Source organism: Nocardia noduli, from assembly GCF_019038455.1.
Classification (GTDB): Bacteria; Actinomycetota; Actinomycetes; order Mycobacteriales; family Mycobacteriaceae; genus Nocardia; species Nocardia noduli.
In genome coordinates, this window is the sequence record NZ_JAFMPL010000001.1 from 204,824 (window position 1) to 226,206 (window position 21,383).

At 67.3% G+C, this 21,383-nt stretch carries 22 protein-coding genes and 2 pseudogenes; 10 read left to right on the forward strand and 14 right to left on the reverse strand.

All coding sequences use genetic code 11. From position 1 onward, the window contains the following. Positions 1-59 precede the first annotated feature (59 nt). Entirely contained in the window at positions 60-242 is a 183-nt protein-coding gene (locus JZ792_RS01055; protein WP_216905736.1) for a DUF6011 domain-containing protein, read from the reverse strand. A gap of 243 nt (positions 243-485) precedes the next feature. Continuing rightward, a complete protein-coding gene (locus tag JZ792_RS01060) occupies positions 486-2,708 on the reverse strand; it encodes a molybdopterin-containing oxidoreductase family protein (protein WP_216905738.1) in 2,223 nt (740 codons plus the stop codon). 213 nt (positions 2,709-2,921) lie between these two features. Here JZ792_RS01060 and JZ792_RS01065 point away from each other — a divergent pair, with 213 nt between their 5' ends. The 3 genes from JZ792_RS01065 (at position 2,922) to JZ792_RS01075 (ending at position 5,201) form a co-directional block, all read left to right on the forward strand. After that, the gene (locus tag JZ792_RS01065) at positions 2,922-3,599 is read left to right on the forward strand and encodes a TetR/AcrR family transcriptional regulator (RefSeq protein ID WP_216905740.1); all 678 of its coding nucleotides are present in this window, start codon (positions 2,922-2,924) and stop codon (positions 3,597-3,599) included. Between the two features lie 28 nt (positions 3,600-3,627). Then, positions 3,628-3,930, forward strand: coding sequence for a hypothetical protein (locus JZ792_RS01070; RefSeq protein WP_216905742.1), 303 nt, complete (start codon positions 3,628-3,630; stop codon positions 3,928-3,930). A gap of 173 nt (positions 3,931-4,103) precedes the next feature. Continuing rightward, a complete protein-coding gene (locus JZ792_RS01075) occupies positions 4,104-5,201 on the forward strand; it encodes a YihY/virulence factor BrkB family protein (protein ID WP_216905745.1) in 1,098 nt (365 codons plus the stop codon). Positions 5,202-5,223: 22 nt separating this feature from the next. Here JZ792_RS01075 and JZ792_RS01080 read toward each other — a convergent pair whose 3' ends face one another. The 4 genes from JZ792_RS01080 to JZ792_RS42560 all read right to left on the reverse strand — a co-directional run bounded on the left by JZ792_RS01080 (position 5,224) and on the right by JZ792_RS42560 (position 7,379). Continuing rightward, the gene (locus JZ792_RS01080) at positions 5,224-5,373 is read right to left on the reverse strand and encodes a hypothetical protein (RefSeq protein ID WP_216905747.1); all 150 of its coding nucleotides are present in this window, start codon (positions 5,371-5,373) and stop codon (positions 5,224-5,226) included. Between the two features lie 104 nt (positions 5,374-5,477). Further along, entirely contained in the window at positions 5,478-6,572 is a 1,095-nt protein-coding gene (locus JZ792_RS01085) for a glutamate--cysteine ligase 2 (RefSeq protein ID WP_308165095.1), read from the reverse strand. Positions 6,573-6,752: 180 nt separating this feature from the next. Then, on the reverse strand, positions 6,753-7,241 hold the full coding sequence (locus tag JZ792_RS01090) for a CinA family protein (RefSeq protein ID WP_216905749.1): 489 nt from the start codon (positions 7,239-7,241) through the stop codon (positions 6,753-6,755). 6 nt (positions 7,242-7,247) lie between these two features. Further along, positions 7,248-7,379 carry a hypothetical protein gene (locus tag JZ792_RS42560; protein WP_256461320.1) on the reverse strand — a complete coding sequence of 44 codons (132 nt, stop codon included), beginning with the start codon at positions 7,377-7,379 and terminating at the stop codon, positions 7,248-7,250. 161 nt (positions 7,380-7,540) lie between these two features. On the opposite strand from JZ792_RS42560, the gene JZ792_RS01095 reads away from it, so the two are divergent. The 3 genes from JZ792_RS01095 to JZ792_RS01105 all read left to right on the forward strand — a co-directional run bounded on the left by JZ792_RS01095 (position 7,541) and on the right by JZ792_RS01105 (position 10,189). Beyond that, the gene (locus JZ792_RS01095) at positions 7,541-8,137 is read left to right on the forward strand and encodes a helix-turn-helix domain-containing protein (protein ID WP_216905751.1); all 597 of its coding nucleotides are present in this window, start codon (positions 7,541-7,543) and stop codon (positions 8,135-8,137) included. Positions 8,138-8,213: 76 nt separating this feature from the next. Next, complete coding sequence (locus JZ792_RS01100) at positions 8,214-9,224, forward strand: hypothetical protein (RefSeq protein ID WP_216905753.1); 1,011 nt, start codon at positions 8,214-8,216, stop codon at positions 9,222-9,224. Between the two features lie 101 nt (positions 9,225-9,325). After that, entirely contained in the window at positions 9,326-10,189 is an 864-nt protein-coding gene (locus JZ792_RS01105) for a class I SAM-dependent methyltransferase (protein WP_216905755.1), read from the forward strand. A gap of 75 nt (positions 10,190-10,264) precedes the next feature. On the opposite strand, the gene JZ792_RS01110 is transcribed toward JZ792_RS01105, so the two are convergent. Continuing rightward, positions 10,265-11,554 (reverse strand): glycosyltransferase, encoded by a 1,290-nt coding sequence (locus JZ792_RS01110; RefSeq protein WP_216905757.1) that lies wholly within the window; start codon positions 11,552-11,554, stop codon positions 10,265-10,267. Between the two features lie 82 nt (positions 11,555-11,636). Between JZ792_RS01110 and JZ792_RS01115 the strand changes: the two genes are divergently transcribed. After that, complete coding sequence (locus JZ792_RS01115) at positions 11,637-12,266, forward strand: TetR/AcrR family transcriptional regulator (RefSeq protein ID WP_216905759.1); 630 nt, start codon at positions 11,637-11,639, stop codon at positions 12,264-12,266. A gap of 84 nt (positions 12,267-12,350) precedes the next feature. On the opposite strand, the gene JZ792_RS01120 is transcribed toward JZ792_RS01115, so the two are convergent. From JZ792_RS01120 to JZ792_RS01130, 3 genes are all read right to left on the reverse strand, one after another. Continuing rightward, the gene (locus JZ792_RS01120) at positions 12,351-12,848 is read right to left on the reverse strand and encodes a hypothetical protein (protein ID WP_216905761.1); all 498 of its coding nucleotides are present in this window, start codon (positions 12,846-12,848) and stop codon (positions 12,351-12,353) included. Between the two features lie 161 nt (positions 12,849-13,009). Continuing rightward, positions 13,010-14,728, reverse strand: coding sequence for an MOSC and FAD-binding oxidoreductase domain-containing protein (locus JZ792_RS01125; protein ID WP_216905763.1), 1,719 nt, complete (start codon positions 14,726-14,728; stop codon positions 13,010-13,012). Positions 14,729-14,867: 139 nt separating this feature from the next. Next, complete coding sequence (locus JZ792_RS01130) at positions 14,868-15,746, reverse strand: helix-turn-helix transcriptional regulator (protein ID WP_216905765.1); 879 nt, start codon at positions 15,744-15,746, stop codon at positions 14,868-14,870. A 101-nt stretch (positions 15,747-15,847) separates the two neighbouring features. Between JZ792_RS01130 and JZ792_RS01135 the strand changes: the two genes are divergently transcribed. Then, the gene (locus JZ792_RS01135; RefSeq protein WP_308165096.1) at positions 15,848-16,942 is read left to right on the forward strand and encodes an SDR family oxidoreductase; all 1,095 of its coding nucleotides are present in this window, start codon (positions 15,848-15,850) and stop codon (positions 16,940-16,942) included. A gap of 110 nt (positions 16,943-17,052) precedes the next feature. Here JZ792_RS01135 and JZ792_RS01140 read toward each other — a convergent pair whose 3' ends face one another. From JZ792_RS01140 to JZ792_RS01150, 3 genes are all read right to left on the reverse strand, one after another. Then, positions 17,053-18,387: a lipase family protein gene (locus tag JZ792_RS01140; RefSeq protein ID WP_308165097.1), complete on the reverse strand. Its 1,335-nt coding sequence runs from the start codon at positions 18,385-18,387 to the stop codon at positions 17,053-17,055. A gap of 193 nt (positions 18,388-18,580) precedes the next feature. Continuing rightward, positions 18,581-19,018 (reverse strand): hypothetical protein, encoded by a 438-nt coding sequence (locus JZ792_RS01145; protein ID WP_254189083.1) that lies wholly within the window; start codon positions 19,016-19,018, stop codon positions 18,581-18,583. Positions 19,019-19,329: 311 nt separating this feature from the next. Beyond that, positions 19,330-19,893 (reverse strand): TetR/AcrR family transcriptional regulator, encoded by a 564-nt coding sequence (locus tag JZ792_RS01150; protein ID WP_216905767.1) that lies wholly within the window; start codon positions 19,891-19,893, stop codon positions 19,330-19,332. Between the two features lie 86 nt (positions 19,894-19,979). Here JZ792_RS01150 and JZ792_RS41715 point away from each other — a divergent pair, with 86 nt between their 5' ends. Continuing rightward, entirely contained in the window at positions 19,980-20,165 is a 186-nt protein-coding gene (locus tag JZ792_RS41715) for a class I SAM-dependent methyltransferase (protein WP_254189084.1), read from the forward strand. A 33-nt stretch (positions 20,166-20,198) separates the two neighbouring features. Then, a pseudogene (locus tag JZ792_RS41720) lies at positions 20,199-20,726 on the forward strand (class I SAM-dependent methyltransferase); the annotation flags it as partial. A 155-nt stretch (positions 20,727-20,881) separates the two neighbouring features. Here JZ792_RS41720 and JZ792_RS01160 read toward each other — a convergent pair. Continuing rightward, positions 20,882-21,178, reverse strand: a pseudogene (locus JZ792_RS01160) (GNAT family N-acetyltransferase); the annotation flags it as partial. Between the last annotated feature and the right edge of the window lie 205 nt (positions 21,179-21,383).

The following is a 21,383-nucleotide window of genomic DNA, read 5'->3' on the forward strand; positions in this document are numbered from 1 at the left end:
GTGTTCGAGGAGGGCGGCGTACGGTCACCCGGCGCTCGAACCGCAGACTCGCCGGCCGTTCAGGCCGCGATGTCGAACAGCGTCAGCGCCGGGGTTCCGGCTGCGCGCAGTTCGGCTCGTTCGCGGATCGCGCAGGTCGGTCCGATGCCGTCTGCGACCGATCGTGGCGAGAGCAGCCAGCCGTGGCAGCGGCGGCAGTGCGCGACCAGTCTCACCTCGGGCCGGTCTTCGGTGGCGGCCATATCGTTCTCCCTCGTGGCCGGACAGCTACGTGGTGAGTGTGGCACGAGGGACCGACATCAACGCGCGGACAACGGTTCCGGTCCTCGGACGGACCGTATTCGGCGATCAGATCCGACAGCGCGAAACCGAACTGCTCGGCGATATTCGCCTCCAGCTGTTCGATGCGCAGCGCCGCGGAGAAGTGAAGCGCACGGTTCGGCCGCAAGTATTACGGGCCGGTTCCCACGGTGGATCGGATTCGGTCATGCGTCATCCGGCGAGGGATCGATGCGTTCGACGGCGACGTACACCGCGTTCAGTGCCGAGGTCTGGGACAGCGGATCGACGGCCGCGGTATCGACGAGCAGGTTGCGGTTGGTGCCGTAGGACTCGGGTGGTTCACCGCCGGTGGGGTCGAAAATACGAGAGCCCCAACCGTGATCGATCGTCACGACGCCGGGGCGGGGTCGATCGCTGAGGATCGCGCGAAGTTCGATGGTCGCGGTCGGCGACGACACTCGGACCCGATCTCCCGCCCGGATTCCGAGTTTCCCGGCGTCGGCGGGATGCATCACGATGTCGTTGTTCTTGCCCGCGGTGTGCAGGCCCGGGAGTTCGTTGAGCCAGGAATTCATGGAGTGGCGTCTGCGCTGGTTGCCGAGCAGGAACGGGTGGGTCGCGGGGGCGGTCGGGGGTGGATCTGCGAGGAGTTCGCCTGCGCGGGTGAGGAATTCGTCCGGGGCGAGCAGGACGCGTTTGTCGGGGGTGCGCAGCGCGTCGCGGAAGTGGCCGTACTCGCGTGGCCCGAGGATCATGCCGTGCGGGTGTGCCATCAGGGTGCGCCACGTGGTTCGACGGCCGTCGATCTTGCGTGAGGTCGCGATGATCAATCGGTCGATCCAGCGCGGGTTGAAGGCCAGGGCGGGTGTGCGGAACAGTCGTGCGAGCGCGCGGGTGACCCGAATGAAGCCGTTGAGTCCGCGAGCACCGAACAGGGGAGTCTTCATTGCCAACGCGAGGTCGAGGAAGATGCGCCATTCCTCGCGGGCCTGACCGGGCGGCTCCACCACTTTCGCGCCGTATTGGATGTAGGGCTCGTCGTGCAAACTGCTGGTCAGGGCCAACAGGTCGTCGCGTTCGAGCCAGTGCACGGCCGGAAGCAGCCAGTGCGCGTGGCGGTGGCTTTCGCGTTGGACGAAGTCGATCGCGACGAGCAGGTCGAGGTCGGCCAAGGCCGCGTCGAGTTTCGTGCCGTCAGGGCCGGAGACGACGGGGTTGCCGCAGTTGATGACCATCGCCCGGATCCGGCCGTGGCCGGGGGTGGTGATCTCTTCGGGGAGTTCGGCCAGGGCGTGGGCGCCCGCGACGAGTCCGCGACCGGCGACTCGGCTGGTGTGGGGCGCGGATCCGGCCAGGTCGGCCAGGCGCAGGGTGTCGACGTAGCCGGGCTGGAAGCGGCGGCCGCCGGGGCGGTCGGTGCGGCCGGTGATCACGTTGAGCACGTGCCCGAGCCATTCGGCGATGGTTCCGGCGGTATGCAGGGACAGCCCGGTGCGGGTGATCGCCATCGCACGTGGTGCGGCCGCGAAACCGCGTGCCAGCGAACGGATCCTGTCCGTGTCGACATCACATCTGGTCGCGAGGTCGGATAGATCGGCCTGTTCGGCCAGCCGCCGCAACTGCGGCAGTTGATCCACCAGGTCCGCGCAGTCACCACGATGGTGTAGTTCCTCGTCGAGGACGATCTTGACCATCGCCAGCAGCAGGGCCCAGTCCTGGCCCGGTCGCACGGCCACGTGGACGTCGGCTTTGTCGGCGCTTTCGGTGCGCACCGGGTCGATGACGACGATGGTCGCGCCGTGGCGCTGACGCTCGAGTGCCCTGGCCCATCCGTCGGGAGCCGACTCGACCCAATTCCACGCGCTCACCGCGGGATTCGCGCCGACGATCAGAAAGTAGTCGCAGTTGTCGATATCGGAGGTCAGCACCATCAGCGGTGACCCGTACATGGCCTCGGCCACCACGTGGACCGCGTTCTGGTCGACCGAGCCGACCGCGTAGCGATTGTGCGTGCCGATCCCGTCGAGCCACCCGTTCATGAACACCAGGTTCGAGGACGAGAAACCGGCCGGGTTGCCGGTGTAGATACCGACCGCGTCGGGTCCACCCGCCGTGATCGCGGCGTTCATCCGCTCGGCGATATCGGCGATCGCTTCCTCCCAGGTCGCTGCCACATACCGATCGCCCACCCGCCGCAGGGGAGTCGTGATCCGTCGTGGATGCTCGACGAGGCGATTCGCGGTGCGTCCTTTCGCGCAGAAATCGCGCCAACTGTGCGGATTCTGTTTGTCGGGGCCGATTCTCAGCACTCGGTTGCCCTCGACGGTCACCTTCACCCCGCACGACGCCGGGCAGTAGCGGCAGAAGGTGTAGGTCACCCGGGGCGGATCGCGATCGATGTCCGTGCTCGCCTGTCCGTCGCTCATCGGACGGCCTCCGATCTCCGCGGGGCTCACCCGCTACCGAGAGTTGTCAACGGCACGGGCGACGTCTGACGCCATGTCGATGCGCCCGCATGTCGCTCGGGTGAAGAAATACGTTCTCAGCAGGCCGAACGGGGCCCGTAGGCGACACGTGGTCCGGCGTCGACATTAAATAAACTGGTTGATTTAATCAAGGGGCGATGTTTCACTGGTGGAGTGACAGCCTCATCGGAGTTGCGCAACGATCGGGCCGCCACGACCCGCGATGCGCTGCTGCGGGCCGCGGAGCGTCTGTTGGCCGAATCCGGAATATACGCGGTGTCGAACCGACAGATCAGTGATGCTGCGGGACAACGGAACAACGCGGCGGTGTGCTATCACTTCGGCACGCGAGCGGATCTGCTGCGCGCGATCGAAAGCAAGCATCGGGAGCCCATCGAGGCACGACGGCAGCGCATGCTCACCCGGATCGCCGATTCGGCCGATCTGGGCGATTGGGTCGATGCCTTCGTGCGTCCGTTCACCGAGCACCTCGACGAGCTGGGCGTCCCGAGCTGGTACGCGCGTTTCGCGGCACAGGCGATCGCCGACCCGGCATACCGCGATGTCGTGTCCGCCGACGCGTTGGCCTCGCCGCCGCTGGTTTCGACATTGGCGGGAATCGCCCGATGCCTGCCGGATCTGCCCGAGGCGGTGCGTTCACGCCGCATGATGATGACACGAAATCTGTTGATACACAGTTGCGCCGAACTCGAGGGTGAACTCGCGGAGTGGGGTCCTCGATCGGAGTGGAACTGGACCGATGCCGCCGATGAACTCACCGATGCCATCGTCGGAGTGTGGCAGAGGTCCAATGCCGAACCGGGATCCGGTGCACCACGGACGCATCCGTAGCCGAATATCGAGTGAGACAAGGAATCCTATGACCGGGAACCGATCTACATCCGACAATGTCGACACGTCGACGGCGGAAACGACGAACGCCGACTCGAACGGGACCGACGATCGGCTCGTCGCGTCCCTGCGCGAAGTCGGCCTGTCCGATCGCCAGATCGACGGTCTGGCACGTGCTTTGGATGCCGACGGACATGTCGGCAAGAACAGTACGTTCGGGCCCAAGGTCTCCGGGTGGCTGTTCCGCTTCCGGACCGAAGAGGCAACCTCGGTGGTGGCCGCGGTGATGGCGCTACTCACGAATCATCTCGGACTGCCGACCACCTCGTAATCGATCTCCCTTCTGCCTCACGGTTCCGCCCGGTTCGGGATAGCTCGAGTCTCGACCGGTGCGGCACGACCGGAGTGTTTGAGCACCGCCGCTCCGGGCACAGCTCGATCAGTGTGACATTTGCTTCTCAGCGCACCCTGACCGAGAAATGCACTCGAACGAGGCGGACCGACATGGTGACAGATCGCGGCGGCGCGACCCGGCACGGTGATGAGGCCGGGAAAACGGTGAGCACCGATGACGGTGCCGAGGCCCGGGACCCGGCGACCGATTCCGGGGCCAGACCGGACCTCGACCCGAACCAGCCGAGCAGTCCGGCCGAATTATCGCGGCCGTCGCTGATCGCGGTCGTCAAACGCGCGGCCAAGGAATTCCAGCGCGACAATTTGACCGATCTGGCCGCCGCGCTCACCTACTACGCGATTCTGGCGATCGTGCCGGGGCTGATCGTGCTGGTCTCGCTGCTCGGCCTGTTGGGACCCGACGCGGCCGATGAGCTCATGAACCAGGTGGAGCAGCTCGCGCCGGGCTCGAGCGCCGATTTCGTGCACACGCTCATCACCCAGGCACAGTCCAACAAGCGTGGCGCGGGCATCGGAGCGTTGGTCGGCCTGGGGGTGGCGTTGTGGTCGGCGTCGGGGTATGTGGCGGCGTTCATGCGCGCGTCGAACGTCATCTACGGCATCGGGGAGGGGCGCCCGATATGGAAGACCGCGCCGATCCGGCTGGGCGTCACCATCATCGCGGTGATCCTGCTGGTGATCAGCACGGTCATCGTGGTGGCCAGCGGTCCCGTCGCCCAGCAGATCGGCGACTTCCTCGGCCTCGGCGACACCACCGTGCTGGTGTGGAACATCGTCAAGTGGCCGGTGCTGTTCGTACTCGTGTCGGTGCTGCTGGCCATCTTGTTCTGGGCGAGCCCGAACGCCAAGCAGGGCGGGGTGAAATGGATCAGCCCGGGCGGCGTCGTGGCGGTGTTGATCTGGTTGGTCATCTCGGTGCTGTTCGCCGTCTACGTCGCCAACTTCTCCTCCTACGACAAGACCTACGGATCCCTCGCGGGCGTGGTGATCTTCCTGGTGTGGCTGTGGCTGACCAATATCGCGCTACTGCTGGGCGCCGAGATCAACGCCGAACTCGACCACGGCAAGGCGATCGCGGCGGGATTGCCCGAGGACGCGCAGCCGTTCGCCGAACCGCGGGACACCCGCAAACTCGACCCGGCGGACAAGAAGGCAGCCGAAGCCGTGAGATCGGCCCGGCACGGCTGAGTCGGATCTGCGCGGCCGCAGGTCAATTGGGGGTGTCGCCCTCGTAGTCCATCTCGGCGGCTTGGTCCTTCTCGTCGGTCGGCGTCTGTTCGTCCGAATCCGGCAGATGATCGACGTCGTCACGGTCGGTGTCGGAGTTCTGGGCACCGTCGGCGCGTGGTCCGGAATTCATGGCCGGGTCCTCTCGGTCTCGTGTCATGGGCACAGGTCGTGTGCCCGGTAGTGGTCGCGGCAAACAAGCAGCCGCCCGACCGTGCCGGGAGGCCGGTCGCCGGATCACTGAAGGGTCGCGTGCGCGAGTTCGGTCACGACGTCGCCGATATCGCGGTGGGCGCGCAGTGCGCGGAGCTGGCGGCGTGCACCGTTGCCGCGTTCGTCCACGGCGGCGAGGGCCTCGGTGACGAAGGCGTGGTCGCCGAAGTCACGCAGAACCGGCTCGACGTGGTCGACGAGGCGGGCGACCATCCGGCGGTGGGGAACGACGTCGCCGTGGACGGGATCGAGTCCGTCGCCGTCGAGACCGGAGTGCGCGGCGTTCCAGTAGGCGGCGCGCAGCACCTCGGCGGGCACGTGCGGAGCGGGTGTTCCGCGTTCGATCGCCCGCAGACCGGTGGCGACGGTGCCCCGGACGAGCGCGGCGAGCAGCGCGGTCTCTTCGACGGTGGCGGGGACGTCGGCGACCCGTGTCTCGATGGTAGGAAAGGATTCCGAGGGCCGGACATCCCAATACACCATTTTGTTGTCGAGGATGCTGCCGCTCGCGCGCATCATCGCCACGATCGAGTCGTAGTCCTCCACCGAGGTGAAATACGGCGGCGGTCCCGCGCTCGGCCAGCGCCGCCACAGGATGCTGCGCCAACTCGCGTAGCCGGTCTCACTGCCGCGGTAGATCGCGGAGTTGGCCGACAACGCCAGGAAGACCGGCAGCCACGGCCGCAGATGATTGCTGACCAGTATCGCTGTCTCGCGATCGGGCACGGCGACGTGGACGTGGCAGCCGCACATGCCCTGTTCGTGGGCGATCATGCCGAAGGTGTCCGCGATCTTCTGGTAGCGGGGCGTATCGGTGACGGGGAACCGGTCGGGCACCGTGGGCGGCACGGCCACCGCCAGTAATCGGGTGCCGTTCTCGGCCGCGCATTCGGCGACGGTGCTACGCAGTGTGCGCAGTTCACCGCGCAGTTCGGCGATATCGGTATGCACACCGGTGCTGGTTTCGACCTGGCAGCTGGTCAGTTCCAGTTGCAGGTCGATCCCCGCTGCTTTCGCCGTGGCGGCGACGTCGATATTCCGGGGTGTCGGCGCGCCGGTTTCGGGATCGGTCAGCAGGAATTCCTCTTCGACACCGACGGTCGGGATCCGGGAGTCCACGGTCACCTCACCCCGGCCGATTCGGAGCGTGCCGAGACCGGCATTTCGTGACCAACTTGTGCGCCGTCGATCCGGTCGCGTGGCATTCCATCGACATCCGACACCTCCTCGCTGCGCGGATACCCGGGCCGTCGCCGGGCAATCACGGGTGGACCGGGTTGTTCGCGCGTAGCGAGCAGCTCAGTCCGCGCCCGCCATTCGGCCGACCGCGTTGATCTCTTCGGCGGCGGTGAGCAGGAGTCGGAGCGCGTACTCGACCGTTCGGTCGATGACTTCTTCGGGACTGCCGTCGAACCGGTGATGGACAGCCGAGCGCGTGCTCCGCCCGGCGACGGCGAACCACACGGACCCCGGCGGATGCCCGTCCTGAGGATCGGGCCCGCCCGCACCGGTGACGGCCACGGCGAGGTCGGCCCCCATCAGCGCGGCGACGCCGACAGCCATCGCCGCGGCGGCCGTCTCGCAGACGACGGGTCCCTCCGGAACGCCGAGTACGCGGTGCTTCACGTGACGTGAGTAGGCGACGACACCACCACGGAACCAGTCGGCCGCCTCGGGTGCCGCGCCGAGTGCGGCGGCGAGGTGTCCGGCGGTCAGCGATTCGGCGACGGCGATGGTCAGGCCGTTGCGCGTCGCGAGCGCGGCGATTTCGTCGGCGACGGTCGACACGACGTCTCAGTCTTTGTTGTCGTTCGCCGGAGGATTGCCCGTCGACATGTCGAGATTCTTGTCGGTTCCCTTGATCTTGCGGTAACCCACCACCACCGCGACCAAGAGGACGAGACCGAGAATCACGAAAAGTTCCATGGGTAAGCGCTACCCGATAGCTGCGGGCTCTAACGAGAAAGTCGCCGATTCCGCGAACGACTCCGCGTACTGCCGCCGAATCCGGCGATGCCCCGACAGAGCCTCGGGGCTCCTGTAGGCGACCATAGCCCATCTTGCATATGAGGCATACAATCTTGCGTATGACGCAAACGGATGGGGAGTTGGACGGCCTCGTACGCAAACGCATCCGGGCGTTGCGCGTCGCACAGGGCTGGTCACTGGAGGAACTGGCCACCCGCGCCCATCTGAGTCAGTCCACGCTCTCGCGCATCGAGAACGGTCAGCGCCGACTCGCGCTGGACCAGTTGGTCACCCTTGCCCGGGCCCTGGACACGTCTCTGGATCAACTGGTCGAGACCGCCGCCGACGACAATGTCGTCATCAGCCCGATGATCGACGCGGCGCACGGGGTGATGCGCTGGTCGATGAAGGGCGAGCCGGGCATGAGTGTCGTGCGCAAGCGAGTGACCGAACCGCCGCCGGACAATCCCGCCCGCATGCGCGCGCACCCCGGTCGGGAGTGGCTCGTCGTGCTCTCGGGAACCGCGGTCCTCATGCTGGGCCACAAGCGGTTCCGGGTCGAGACGAACCAGGCCGCCGAGTTCCCCACCATGCTGCCGCACGCTATCGGAGCCGAGGCGGGCCCGTGCGAGATCCTCGGCATCTTCGACCGCGACGCCCAACGCGGCCACCAGCCCGAGGGAGGCGGCCGGGGTCCGATGGCCACCGAACTGTGACGTGAGAGGCAGTGTGACAACACGTTCCGGGAGTTGACGCGATCGCTGTCGGTGCCTGCTACTACCGTCGATTGGCGTGGAGGCGATCACCGATACCCGGTTCACCCGTTTACTCACCGAAGTGCGGCCTTTGCGGGTCAGCGGTTACACGGCGGGCGAGATCGAGGATGAATGGGACCGTTTGGGGTGGCAGCGAGGCGATTCCCCGTCGGTACTGATTCCCGGCACCGGTTTCCTCGGCCGCATCGAGCCCGCGCCGGGGCCCATGTACAGCACGTGGACCACGCAGTTCACCGTCCCGCTCGGCACGACAACGCCCGAACGGTTTCGCCACTTCCACGCTCTGATGACCGCGACGTGGGGTCCGCCGTCGTGGTACTGCGGGCTGGGCAATCTCGAGGTGGCGTGGGTCGACGGTGGCGTGCTGCGCAAGTTCGACCTGTCCGACTACGGAACGGTGGATCTGACCGTCTGTTCCGTCGAAGGCGACAATCACCGGCGGATGCACTGGTACGAGAACCCGCACGAGTATCTCGAATCCATCGGTGAGGACGACATGGACCTCACCGACGTGAACGATCTGGCCTATTCGGTGGCGGACGGATACGAGTTCTCGCACCTGTGGTCCGCGGGCGGGAGCCCGGGATATCAGAAATGGCGGATCGAAACACCCAAACAACTACGCGGGGTGCTGACCGAATTGCTCGATGGCGTGCACCTGGCAATGCGCGCGGTCGGCACCGGGACCGAGGCCCTTCGCCTCGCCTTCGCCGGCGGATCGCAGCCACGCCCGGTTCTCGAGTTGGACAGCGAGGAGATCCGGTTGCGGGTGGGACGAACCGAACTCGCCGAGGACTACCTGAGCGCACACGGATTCGTCGACGGCCCGGACGGCTACGTGCTGTGTCGGTGGCCGACGGTTCCCGGACAGGCCCGGGTGGCCGCCACCGCCACCGTCGTTCTCCTGAACCACCTCGGAATGGCCGACGACATGTTGGGGATCGTGGTCTCCGGCGATCCGCTGGCGGTCGAGGGCTTCTCCGTGGACATGTACCTCGACTTCGTGGACCGGGGCCCGCAGGATTGAGCTGTCGCCGCGCTTGCGTATGCGGCAGCCTCAGCGCCCCCATTCTTGCCTATTCGGCAATTTCTTATGCGGTGTGCGCATGGCGCTCTAGCGTGGTGGTCATGGCTTCCGCACACCCACACCACGGCGCGCATCACTCCTCCGTCCACGTCGCGGACTCCGCCGTCCAAGCCGAGATCCTCGACCTGGACGCGGAGGTCCTCGCCGACCACACCGACGCCGTCATCTCGTGGCTGCCGATCGCGGCGGCTCCGCGCGAGATCCTCGACCTGGGTTGTGGCACCGGCGCGGGCACTTTCGCCCTCCTCGCGCAGTTTCCGAAGTCGCAGGTCACCGCCGTCGACTCCTCGGTCGAGCACCTCCACCGCCTCCATCGAAAAGCGTGCGCCGAGGGAGTGCAGGAGCACGTGCGCACGATTCAGGCGGACCTCGACGCCACCGAATGGCCCGACTTCGGCACGCCGGACCTGGTCTGGGCTTCGGCCTCGATGCATCACATGGCCGACCCCGACCGCGCGTTGCGAAAAGTGCACGACGTGCTCGCGCCCGGCGGACTGTTCGCGGTCGTGGAACTGGCGGGAATGCCGCGATTCCTGCCCGAGGCCGCCCCGGACGACCGGCCCGGCCTGGAGAACCGGTGTCACGCCGCGGCCGATCACCTCCATGCCGAACACATGCCCCACCGTGGCGCCGATTGGGGGCCGATGCTGACCGCCGCCGGATTCACCGTCGAAGGAGTTCGCACCCTCGCTGTCGACATCGACGGCGCGGGCAGCGCCGCCATCGGCCGCTACGCACTCGGCACTCTGCGACGCCTCCGCCACGCCGTCGCCGACGTGCTCTCGCCCGCGGACCTCGCCGCGCTCGACCGACTGCTCGACACCGACAGCCCGCACAGCCTCCTGCGCCGCACCGACCTCGCACTCCGCACCGAACGCACCGTGTGGGCGGCCCGCCGCACCTGAGATACAGCACGTTCGGCCCGCGCCGGTGGCCTTCGACGTCGATCAGGTTGTCGGCCAGGGTGATTCGGGTTCCGACTACCGGATCGACGCGGCCGAGACGGCGGACACGGTGTCGACGAGTTCGTCGATCCCCCGCGCGGCGCCGATCTGCTCGGCCAGCGCGGCGGCTGCCTCCCGGTAGTTGGGCGAGGCGAGTGCTTTTCGCACGGCTCGGCGTATCGCGGTGGCGCCCGGGCGGCCGGTGCGCAGATCGATTCCGCTGCCCGACCAGGCGACTCGGGCGGCGACCTCGGGTTTGTCCTCGGTGTCTCCGGCGATGACGATCGGCACGCCGTGCGCGAGCGCGTATTGGACGCCGCCGTATCCGCCGTTGGTCACCAGCAGGTTCAGCCGGGGGAAGAGACGGTCGTAGGGGAGGAACTGCGCGGCCAGGACATTGTCCGGCAGTACTCCGAGTTGCTCGATCGGTCGGCCACCCGTGGTGACGACGACGAGGACATCCTCGGTCGCGAGTGCGTCGAGCGTGGGACGCACGAGTTCGTCGAAGTTCTGGTTGGCGATGGTTCCCTGGGTGACCAGCACCACCGGTCGGGAGGTGTCGAGTTCGTCCCACCAGGACGGAAGGGGGCCGTCGGTGGACGCGATGACCGGACCGGCGAAGCGCACGGGCACCGTGAGATCGGGGCGCGGATATTCGAAACCCGGCACGGACAATTGGACGATCGCGTCCGCCTCGCTCATCCAGTTGATGACGAAAGTTTCGGCATCGCGTCCGTGCACGGAACGGTACAGCGCGTCGACGTCGGCTTGGACCGGGGCGAAGATCCACTTCTCGACCAGGGTGCGCAGGACGGCGTTGCGCGGGCGGTTGAGGGGGCCGCGCCACGGCTGGAGCCCGAGTCCGAACGGCGGCACCGCCGAGGAGCTGAGCGGCAGGGGAAGCATGCCCGCGACGATCACCGGTGGTCGCCTGTCCCGAGGATGACCGCTGAGGAGCATGGCGCCGACGAAGGTCGGGTCGACCACGACCGCGTCGGGTGGGGTTTCGGCGGCCAGTGTGTGCGCCAGGAGAGCGTCGTATTGGGCGCGGGCGGGTCGCAGGAAATTCTGGGCGACGTCGTGGCGCAATCCGGCGATCCCGGTCGGCCGGTCGCTGTCGGGGCCTGTGCCGAGGAGTCGGTCGTCGTAGTCGGCTTCGGCCGGTAGAGCGATGAATCGGCTTCCGGTCCGCGTGACCGCGTCGGCGAACCGCGCTCCGGTCAGGAATTCGACCCGATCCCCTCGCCGGGTGAGTTCGGTGGCGATTCCGAGCAGGGGAGTGACGTGCCCGTGTATCGGGACGCTGGCGATGAGGTAGTGGGCCATGATCTTCCTTCAGTGGCGGTCGGCTGGTATCCGATAACATTCACCTGTACGACGTACCGGTGAATCTTGTCGAAGGAATATGGTGTCCGAGCCGCTTTACGTTTCACCGCTGCGAGCACGACAGGCGGCGGCCACGCGCCGGATGGTCATCGATACGGCCGCCCAGCTGTTCGCCACCCAAGGCTACGGTCCTACGTCGTTGCGCCAGATCGCGCAGACGGCGGGGGTTTCGCTCGAGACCGTGCGGGCCCAGGGGCGAAAGCGCAGTCTGCTGGCGTCGTCGGTGCGAGTGCTCAGTTTCGGCCGTGACGTCGACGAGCCCGTGCTCGCGGCTCCCGAAGCCGACGATCTCCGGAAAGCCTCGACCCCCGACGAGTTCGCGCAGGCGGCGGCCCGATTACTGACCGGACTCGCCTCGCGCACGGTGGGGGTGTGGCGGGCTTTCGTGTCGGCGGCCGCCGACGACCCGGAGGTGGATGCCGAACTGTCGCAGGTTCAGGCGTCGGTCAGGGCGAATGTCGGCAGCGCCGTCGAGATGCTGTCCGGGCGCGGCTGGCTGCGATCCGATATCGAGCCCGACGAACTCGCCGTGAGCCTGTGGCTGCTGGTCTCCATCGAGAATTACGACAAGCTGACCGGTCGCCTCGGCTGGAGCCCCCGGCGTTACGAGCAGTGGCTGACGCGCGCGCTGAGCGATCTACTGTTCCGCTGATCGCCGAATCACACCGTCCGATGTGGTCGGTCTGCCCGGCATCGATACCCGGGCAGGTGCAGACTCGCGACAGTGCGCCGCGAATTACGCGATTCGCCTGGCGATCTCGTGCAATGTCGCGAAACGCGCTTCGAGGTAGGCGAGTTCTGTGCCGTCGACGACGGTTCGCTGGATACCGGTTTCGACCAGGAACGCGCCTTGGCGATGGTCCTCGATCGTATCGATCTGGAGGGCGACGGCCACGTAGTCCGGTGCGTCGGGCATCGGGTCGGCCACCACCCGCGCGAAGCCGCCGGCGCTCACGGCCACATTGCCACCGGCGAGGATCATCAGCACCACCTCGGGGCGTGCGCGCAGGCGGGTCAGCGATCCACGATGGTTCATGAGACTCAGCAGGATTCGACGATCACCAGCGCGGACAGGCCACGAGACGGGGATGGCGTGGAGGGTGTCGTCGGCTGTCGCGAGTACCCCGATGGTGTCACGCGGCCATTCCGGCAGAATCGGCAATTGGGGATGCCCGGCAACTTCGGTTGCCTGCGGCTGGGAAAAGGAGTGCTGTCGACGGGCTGTAGTCACCATGTGCTCGCTATCTGAGGATCCCCTTGTATTCCGATGTGGCTGCCCGGATGAAGAGCCTACGCGGATTGTTTGCTCGCCGTAGGAAATTCGACATTTCGGTGTTTCGTCCGACCGCTGCGAAATCGCGGAACCGGAATATCGCAGACGGGCGCCCCGGCCTTCTACATGTCCAGGACGATATCGGTCTCGGGCCGGGCGCAGCAGATCAGGACTTCGCCGTCGGGTGGGGCTTCCAGCGGGGTGGGACGGTAGGTGATCGCGCCGGCCAGCAGGGTGGTGGTGCAGGTGTGGCACACGCCGGTGCGGCAACTCCACCGTGACGGGACGTCGCAGGCGTCGGCGAGGTCGAGCACGCTGTGCTCGTCGTCCGGGTAGGGCACCGAGAGGCCGCTGCGGGCGAAGGTCACCAGCGGGCCGGACCCTGGCGGCCCGGGTGGCTGATGCGGTGGCAGCCCGGTCTGCTTCGCGATGCCGGGATTGACGGCAGCGAGGGTTCCGAACAGTTCGCTGTGGATACGAGCCGGGTCGAGACCGGAGGTGGTGAGTGCCTGCCGCATATCGGACATGAAGGAGGTGGGGCCGCAGACGTATGCCGTCGCGGTGGCGGGGATCGACAGCGCGATAAGTTTGTCCGCGGTGAGGCGTCCGGTGTGGGTGTGGCCCGGTTCGGCGGGCGTCTCGGCGCTGTAGAACACGTGCTCGTGGCCGTGCGGAAGCGAGGCGAGCAGGGCGTGGGCTTCGGCGGCCAGCGGATGTTCCCGCGGGCGGCGTGCGCCGTGAATCCACCAGATCTCGCGTTCGCTGTCGCGGGCGGCGAGTTCGTGCAGCATGGCCAGTACAGGCGTGAGGCCGATACCTGCGGAGACCAGGAGGACGGGGCCGGTGTCGTCGTCGAGGACGAAGTCGCCGCGCGGTGCCGCGGCGTCGACGGTATCGCCCGGCCGCGTCCTCGTCGTGAGGTAGGTGCTGACGCTGCCGTGCGGTTCGTGTTTGACGCTGATCCGGTAGTCGCCGTTGTCGGACACCGTCGACAGCGAGTAGCTGCGCACCGGGGCGGGTGTGCCCGCACCGGGGAGCCGTAGCGTGAGGTACTGGCCCGCACGGACATTCGGGAGTGGGACACCATCCGGGGTGGTCAGATGGATCGAGGAGACCGTCGCGCTCTCGGGGACCACCTTCGCCACGCGCAGCGCGCGGAAGCCGGGCCAGGCGGGACCGACGGCGGTGCTCGACGCCTCGGCGGCGGCGAGCAGTTCACGGAACGAGCCCTGCCATCCCGGGCTCAGCGCGGTGAGACCCGTGGCCCGGCGCAGCGTGGCGGTATCGCGTTCGGGCAGGTAGAGCAATGCGTCGATATCGGCCACGCTCATGGCGCCGGGGCCGGTCACGGTTCGGACTATCGGGTCGCCCGCCCGTATGTGTCCTTCGCGGATGACGCGCATGTAGAAGCCCGGCCGGTGGTGGCTGACCAGCAGCGCGGGCATTTCGGGTTCATCGAGGCGCAGGCCGACGCGGTAGCAGGTGACCCGCGGCTGGGTGACTTCGAATTCGGCCTCGCCGATGCGGTACCGGTCGCCGATACAGACCTCGTCGTCGGAGAGTCCGTCGACGGTGAGATTCTCCCCGAATCGGCCGTACTCGAAGTCGTCGCGTCCGAAATGCTCCTGCCAGTGCCGGTAGGACTGGATCTGGTAGACGAGCACGGCCCGCTGCTCACCGCCGTGGCCCGCGGTGTCGCCCTGACCGTCGCCGTCGATATTGAGGCGACGGACCATCACCGGGCCGTCCTGCGGGTACTTCCACACGCCGGTGTGCACAGTTCTGCCCTGCCAGCGGTGGTCCTTCGGCATTCCGACGTTCACCGACAGCAACGATTGCATCGGTTCCTCCCGTGAAGGTGATAGCGGTTCGCGAGCCGACAACCGAGCGGGCAATCCTTCATCGTGGGTGAGGTTCGAGCGACGAGCTGGTCGGGTAGGCGCTGTGGTCGGAGGCGACCGGACCCCGTCGGACCTGATGCTACCGGTGACGCTTCGGCTGGTCGGACGAGACCGGGGTGGCCGCGAGGCTGCCGAGGAGGCGGATCCGTTCCTCTGTGGGTGACCCCGGTTCGGTGGTGAGCGCGTAGAGCGTCCAGTCGGGTGTGCCGGGGAGATCCATTCCCTCGTAGACGAATTCGAGGTCGCCGAGGTCGGGGTGGTGGATCCGTTTTGTGCCGGTGCGGTGGAAGCGCACGTTGTGGGCGGACCAGCGGTGGCGGAAGGTGTCGCTGCGGGTGACGAGTTCGCCGATGAGGTCGGTGAGTTCCTTGTCCAGTGGGTTCTGGCCCGCGTAGGTGCGCAGAGTCGCGACGATGGAGTTCGCGCCCAGTTCCCATTCGGGATAGTAGGTGCGCGCGGCCGGGTCGAGGAAGACGAACCGGGCGTTGTTGGCTCGGTTGGCGGGATCGTCGAGCACGGGGGCGAGCAGCGCGCGTCCGAGCGGGTTGGTCGCGATGATGTCCATACGCCTGTTGCGGATCCAGGCGGGCGCGTCGGTGATCGCGTCGAGGAATCGTTGCAGGCTGGGACGCACGCTGTGGTCCTGCCCCGATTTGCGGCCGCGTGTCTGCCGGGGTTGCGCGGCACGGGTGAGGTCGTGCAGGTGCTGGATTTCGGCTTCGTCGAGCAGCAGGGCGCGGGCCAGGCTGTCGAGCACGTCTTCGGAGACCCCCGTGAGGTTGCCGCGCTCGAGGCGGGCGTAGTAGTCGACGCTGATCCCGGCCATCAGCGCCACTTCCTCACGGCGCAGGCCCGGCACCCGGCGGTGTCCGGCTCCGGTGATGATGCCCGCCTGTTCGGGGCTGATCCGTGCGCGTCGGGTCCGCAGGAACTCGCTCACCTCGGTCCGATTGTCCATACCGTCCACGGTAGGTCCTTCCGGTCACGGGAAGGAGGACCTATCGGTACACGGAACAGTGGTCACTTCCGGAGACCGCCGGTAGGACGTCGAATGGTGGCGTGAGTACGGACTGCGCCATCGCACCGCCCAGCACGGGCGCCACCGACCCCCGGCACGGGCGTGCGGTCCCGGCGATCGTGCTGGTCAGCTACTTGCCCATCCCCGGCACGACGCGCGCCTCCCATCTCCTGGAGCATGTCCGCGCCGGAGAGGTCACCTGCGTCACCGACGAGTTGCGCGAACTCGCCGAGATCACCGGGGCGGACCACAAAGCCTGGGGCCAGGGGGACCATTACCCCGGACACGCGCGGTCACCGACCCTGACGCCGAACACGCGGGTTGTCCCAGGTGCTCGTGCCAGCGCGCTCGGGACGCCGAGAACCGAGTATCCGAAGTCGACATCACACCAGGAGGACGCCATGACCACCCCATCGAACACCCCTCGCACCGCCGTGATCACGGGTGCTTCCTCGGGCATCGGTGAGGCAACCGCCCGTGCCCTGCACAGTGCGGGCTATCGGGTGGCGTTACTCGCTCGTCGGACCGACCGGATCGACGCTCTCGCCGCAGAACTCGGTGACAGGGTGCTCGCCGTTCCCGCCGATGTCACCGACCGCGATTCCCTGTCCGCGGCCGCCGAGCGGGTGCGCGCGGAACTCGGTGGCGCCGACGTGCTGGTCAACAACGCCGGTGTCATGCTTCTCGGTCCGTTCTCGGCCGAACAGCGCGCGGACTACCGGCGAATGATCGAGGTCAACCTACTCGGCGCGATCACCACCACGGAGGTCTTCCTCGACCAGATCCGTGACGGCGGAGGCGATATCGTCAACATCTCCTCGGTCGCGGGTCGCACCGCGCGTCCCGGCAACGGGGTGTACGCCGCGACGAAATGGGGCATCAACGGCTGGTCGGAATCGCTGCGCCAGGAACTGCTGCCCGACGTGCGCGTCACAGTCATCGAGCCGGGAGCGGTGGCCACCGAACTGCCCGACCACATCACCCACGCTCAGACCAAGACCGATATCGAAGCCCTCTACAGTCAGGTCCCCGTCACCGCGACCGATATCGCCGAGGTCATCGCGTTCGCCGTGCAGCGGCCCCGCCACCTCGTCATCAACGAGATCCTGCTGCGCCCGGCGGGGCAGCTGGGCTGACTACGGTTCACGGCGAATCACGTTGAGCGCGAAGGCCTCCGAGTCGTGGGCCCTCGCCTTTCCGTCCTCCGCCACACCCGTGGAACACCGGGCAAACCGGATGCGGGCCCTCAGCATTCGCTGGGGGCGGGTTCGCCGCGCAAGCGGGCATCGGTCCAGCGGTCGAGATCCGGCGAGCCGGTGATGTAGCCGATCAGATGCTCGCCGGGCACGCTGCGGAAGACCGCCGGTACGCCGCGGCCGCACTGTTGCAGGTACATGCGTCGGGCGTCATCGATGGGGATCCACGGGTCGTGGGCGCCGTGATAGATGTACAGCGGCACGGTGGATGTGCGTCCGGTCAGGTCCAACTGCTCGAACATCTTCGCGGCGAACGGGCTGTCCAGCGGGGCCGCGGTATCGGCCGCGACGTCGATCGGGAGCCCGACCACGCCGAGTGGTCCGGAGGAATCGCCGCAGATGTCACGCAGCGGTGAGGTCGCCACCCACTGCGCGAGATGATTCATGTGTCGCAGCAGTTCGGGATGTTCGCGCGCGATGGCCAGCGCCACCGTCAACAGGATCCCGGAGGAGATGTTGCCGTTGAACTGGTGGGCCACGTTCGCGTAGTCGGTGACCAATCCGCCCGCGGCCGCGCCGACGAGAACGCCCGACAGTTCCGGCGCGTACTCGTCGAGCAGCATGGCCGCCGCGTACGCGGCGATCGCCCCACCCGAGTAGCCGACGGTCACATATCGACTGTCACCGTATTCGCCCGGCAGGTAGGACCGCACCGCGCGGATGGAATCGAGCATCACGTGCGCGGCGATATTCGGTTCGGCGTAGGCCATCAGCGGCCCTTCGTGATCCGGTACCAGGACCGCGTGTCCTTTGGCGAGGGCCGACCAGAGGGCTGGCACGAAGATCGGGAGATCGGTGTTGGGCCGAACGAGGAGGCCGTGGGACAGCTGGAAACCCGGCGTGCAGTGCGCCCCGAGCGAATTGATCGGCATCGCGTTCACCTCGACCGGCCGTGACCCGGTCCCGGACCACCGCGTCGCGGGAACGATCAGTGTGGCCGTGCCGAAGGTCGGGCCGCCGGTCGCCGACGTGGACCGGAACTTGATCAACGTCGCCCGGGAGATCGGCGTCGCCATCCGCAGCGCCGTCGTCGCCGTCACGTCCCGGGTTTCGATGACCTGCCCCGGTACCAGGGTTTCGAGGTCGGCGGGCCGGACGTCGAAGATCGGGTCGCCGGTCGGCGGGGACAGCACCTGCCGCAACAGTGCCGATTCGGCAGGCTCGGACGCCGAGGGAGAGGCCCGCGGCGGTGCCGGAACCACGCTGTCGATCCACTGCTGCAACGGGGAAGGACCGGCAGTTGCCGGGGCCGACGGCTCCGCCTGCACGTCGGGCGGATCGGCCAGGGCACGGGAGGTCGGCCCGCACAGCAACGTAGAGCCCACGAGCACTGTAACCACAACTGCCAGAGACGACTTCACGGATCTCACTCTCGATCGGACCGACGACGCCGAGGGTATCGACTATCCGGTACCGGAATCCGAATCCGATCGAGGGTTCTTGGCCACTCACAAGAATCGACTGTCGCGGTGTGAGTTTCACCAACGTGGGATCGGCCTGTCTTCCGATCGAGCCCGCTTACGGCCAGGTCTTGCGGGCGCGTAGGCCCGCGACGGCGATGGCGAGGTCGGCCACGATCTCGAATATCGCTGCGAACCAGGAGAATCCGATCACCCGCGCTGACGGTGGCGCGGCGATGAAGCTGTCGCTCAGTGGTCCGAACCAGTCCGGGAGCAGGTGTACGACGGTGAATCCCGCCGCGCTCGCGAAACCGATCGAGATGGCCGCGGTCGGGGCCCATCGGTGGCGGGTGAACACCAGGGCGATCGTCACGATCGCGAGCACCATCTGAATTGTGCCGAGTGTCATGACCAGCATCGAGACAGTGTCCATGCCACGTCGTAGGTGGTCGGCGCCGTGCACGGTGAGTGCGATCGCGAAGACGACCGTCACCCGACGTAAAGCGGTGTTCGGAGGTACGGACAACCGGTGTAGTCGCCGCGTCGAACTGATCATGGGGTCCTCCAGAATGTTCTCTCGGCTGGTCGATCCGGGCAACGGCTTCGACTGGTCCGGCGCGGCGGCGCGGCTCGTGGCAGCGTTCTCGCGCTACCGCTGATCGCATAGGGTCGGCGATCGGTGAATCGGTCGCCGAGTGCGCTGGTCGTTTCGGTTCGCGGGTGCGGCACAGGTGATGTTCGACGGTGCGTATCGGCCGTACGGGCGAGGGACCGATGCGTCGTTTGTCGAAACACTTTCGTGGACGGTAAACGGCTGTGGGAGTGCCGGATCCGGGTTGTAGGCATGGTAGGGCGTACGTGTGTCGGTCATGGTGTTTCCGTGACAGCTCGGACCGCGGTGCGCACGAGGTCGTCGACCCAGGCGGGCGGGGGTTGGAGTTCGGCGATGTGGCGACGTACCGCTCCCGCGGGGAGGTCGAAGACCGCGAAGCCGACCCGATGTGGATCGAGATCTGGGTGCTGCTTCAGTAGCGCGCGGTAGGCGGCGGCCGCGTCGTCGTTCAAGGTGGTCAGCGCCGTTCCGAGTTCCGTCGGCCAGCGACGGGCGAGATCCTCGCGGCGGTGCATCAGCAGTACCGCCGCCTCGATGGGGTGAGCGCGGCACCAGCGCACGCCGTGCAGCGCGGCCGCTTCGATATCGCCCGTACGCAACGCCTCCACGAAACCGGTTTGGAAATGGCGGATTCCGCGAATCCAGAGCTCGGCGACGATCAGGTCGCGGGAGGCGAAGCGGTGATAGATCGATCCGGTCGGTGCGCCCAATCGCGCCGCGATGGCGGCCACGGTGGCGGCCGCCGGCCCCTCGCGGGCGATGAGATCCAGCGCGGCGTCGAGGATCGCGTCCTTGTCGTATTTGGCTGACCGACCCATGAAACCGATATTAGAATGAAGAATCTAGAATGTGAAGTCGTCAATCCGCCCGGCCGAGCCCGGTGCGTGGTTCGAGGGAGACGGTGATGCTCTACGACCGGACCGGACGGACCTACGCATCGACGCGTCGGGCCGATCCGAGGATCGAGGCACAGATGCGCCGCCATGTGCCCGAGACCTGGTCGGTGGCCGATATCGGGGCAGGTGTGGGTGGCTACCAACTCGGCCGAACCGTGGTGGCGGTGGAACCGAGCGCGGTGATGATCGGCTAACGTCCGGCGGAAGCGGCGCCTGTCGTCCGCGCGGTCGCCGAACACCTCCCGATCCGCGACAAAGCCGTGGATGTCGCGTCGGCGGCTTTGACGGTGCATCACTGGAGCGATCTCGAACTGGGGCTGCGTGAGATGTCACGGATCGCGCGCCGACGGATCGTCGTCTTCACCTGGGACCACCTGGTGATGCGTGAATTCTGGCTGCTCCGCGACTATCTCCCGGCGGCCGCCGCGACCGACGCGCGGCTGGCGGTGCCGCTCGACCGGCTCGTCGACCTGCTGCCCGGCACGGTCGAGGTGCATCCGGTCGCGGTGCCCGCGGACTGCACCGACGGATTCGGTGCCGCGTTCTGGCGCAGACCCCACGCCTACCTCGATCCGCGAGTCAGGGCCGGGATGTCGATGCTGGCCCTGACTCCACTCCTGCTCCTCGAGGACGGTCTTCGCGATCTCCGCCACGACCTCCACACGCGGGCGTGGCACCGGCACAACGCGCGTCTGTTGGTCCGCGACGAGTTCGACATCGGCTACCGCCTCGTCGTCGCATCACTCGGCGAGTGAAATCGACCCGTCCTGTCCACTCGAACAGCGCCCGATGGCGCCGCGACCCGGCCCCGGTCCGACGGTCGCTCCCTGACTGGGCACCCCTATGGGTCGAGTGTGATCGCTGGTGGCTGGCTGAGTGGTCCGGGGTATTCGGCGTAGCGGTCGCGACGTCAGTTCAGTCGCAGGAGGCCGGCGTCTGTAGGGCGGAAACCGCAGGCGTCGCGATAGAAGCCGTGCAGGTGTGGTTCGTAGTCGACGTGGAGCCATGCGACACCGAGTTCGCGTAGGTCGTCGATCAGCGCTGTGACCAGACCGGTTCCGATGCGTCGACGGCGCAGGTCGGGGGCGACGGCGGTGTCGAGCAGGAACGCGTGTGCTCCGCCGTCCCATATCGCGTGCACGAATCCGACGAGCCGGTCGTCGACGAACGCGCCGACCCATGATCTGCTGTGCCGATCCAGCCGTGCTTTCCAGGGGTCGGCGTGTGGTCACCGCCGAACGCGTCGGTGTGCAGTCGCGAGAGTGCGACGTCGTCGACGGCGAAACGTACGCGCAGATCCACGGGCGAACGGTGTCCTCTCGGCGCGGGTCGCGATCGACTCGGCGGTGTCATGGTGGCATGACGGTGATGCTGGAGCCAGCGAATTTCAGCAGGGCTGCTCGGCTTTCGGA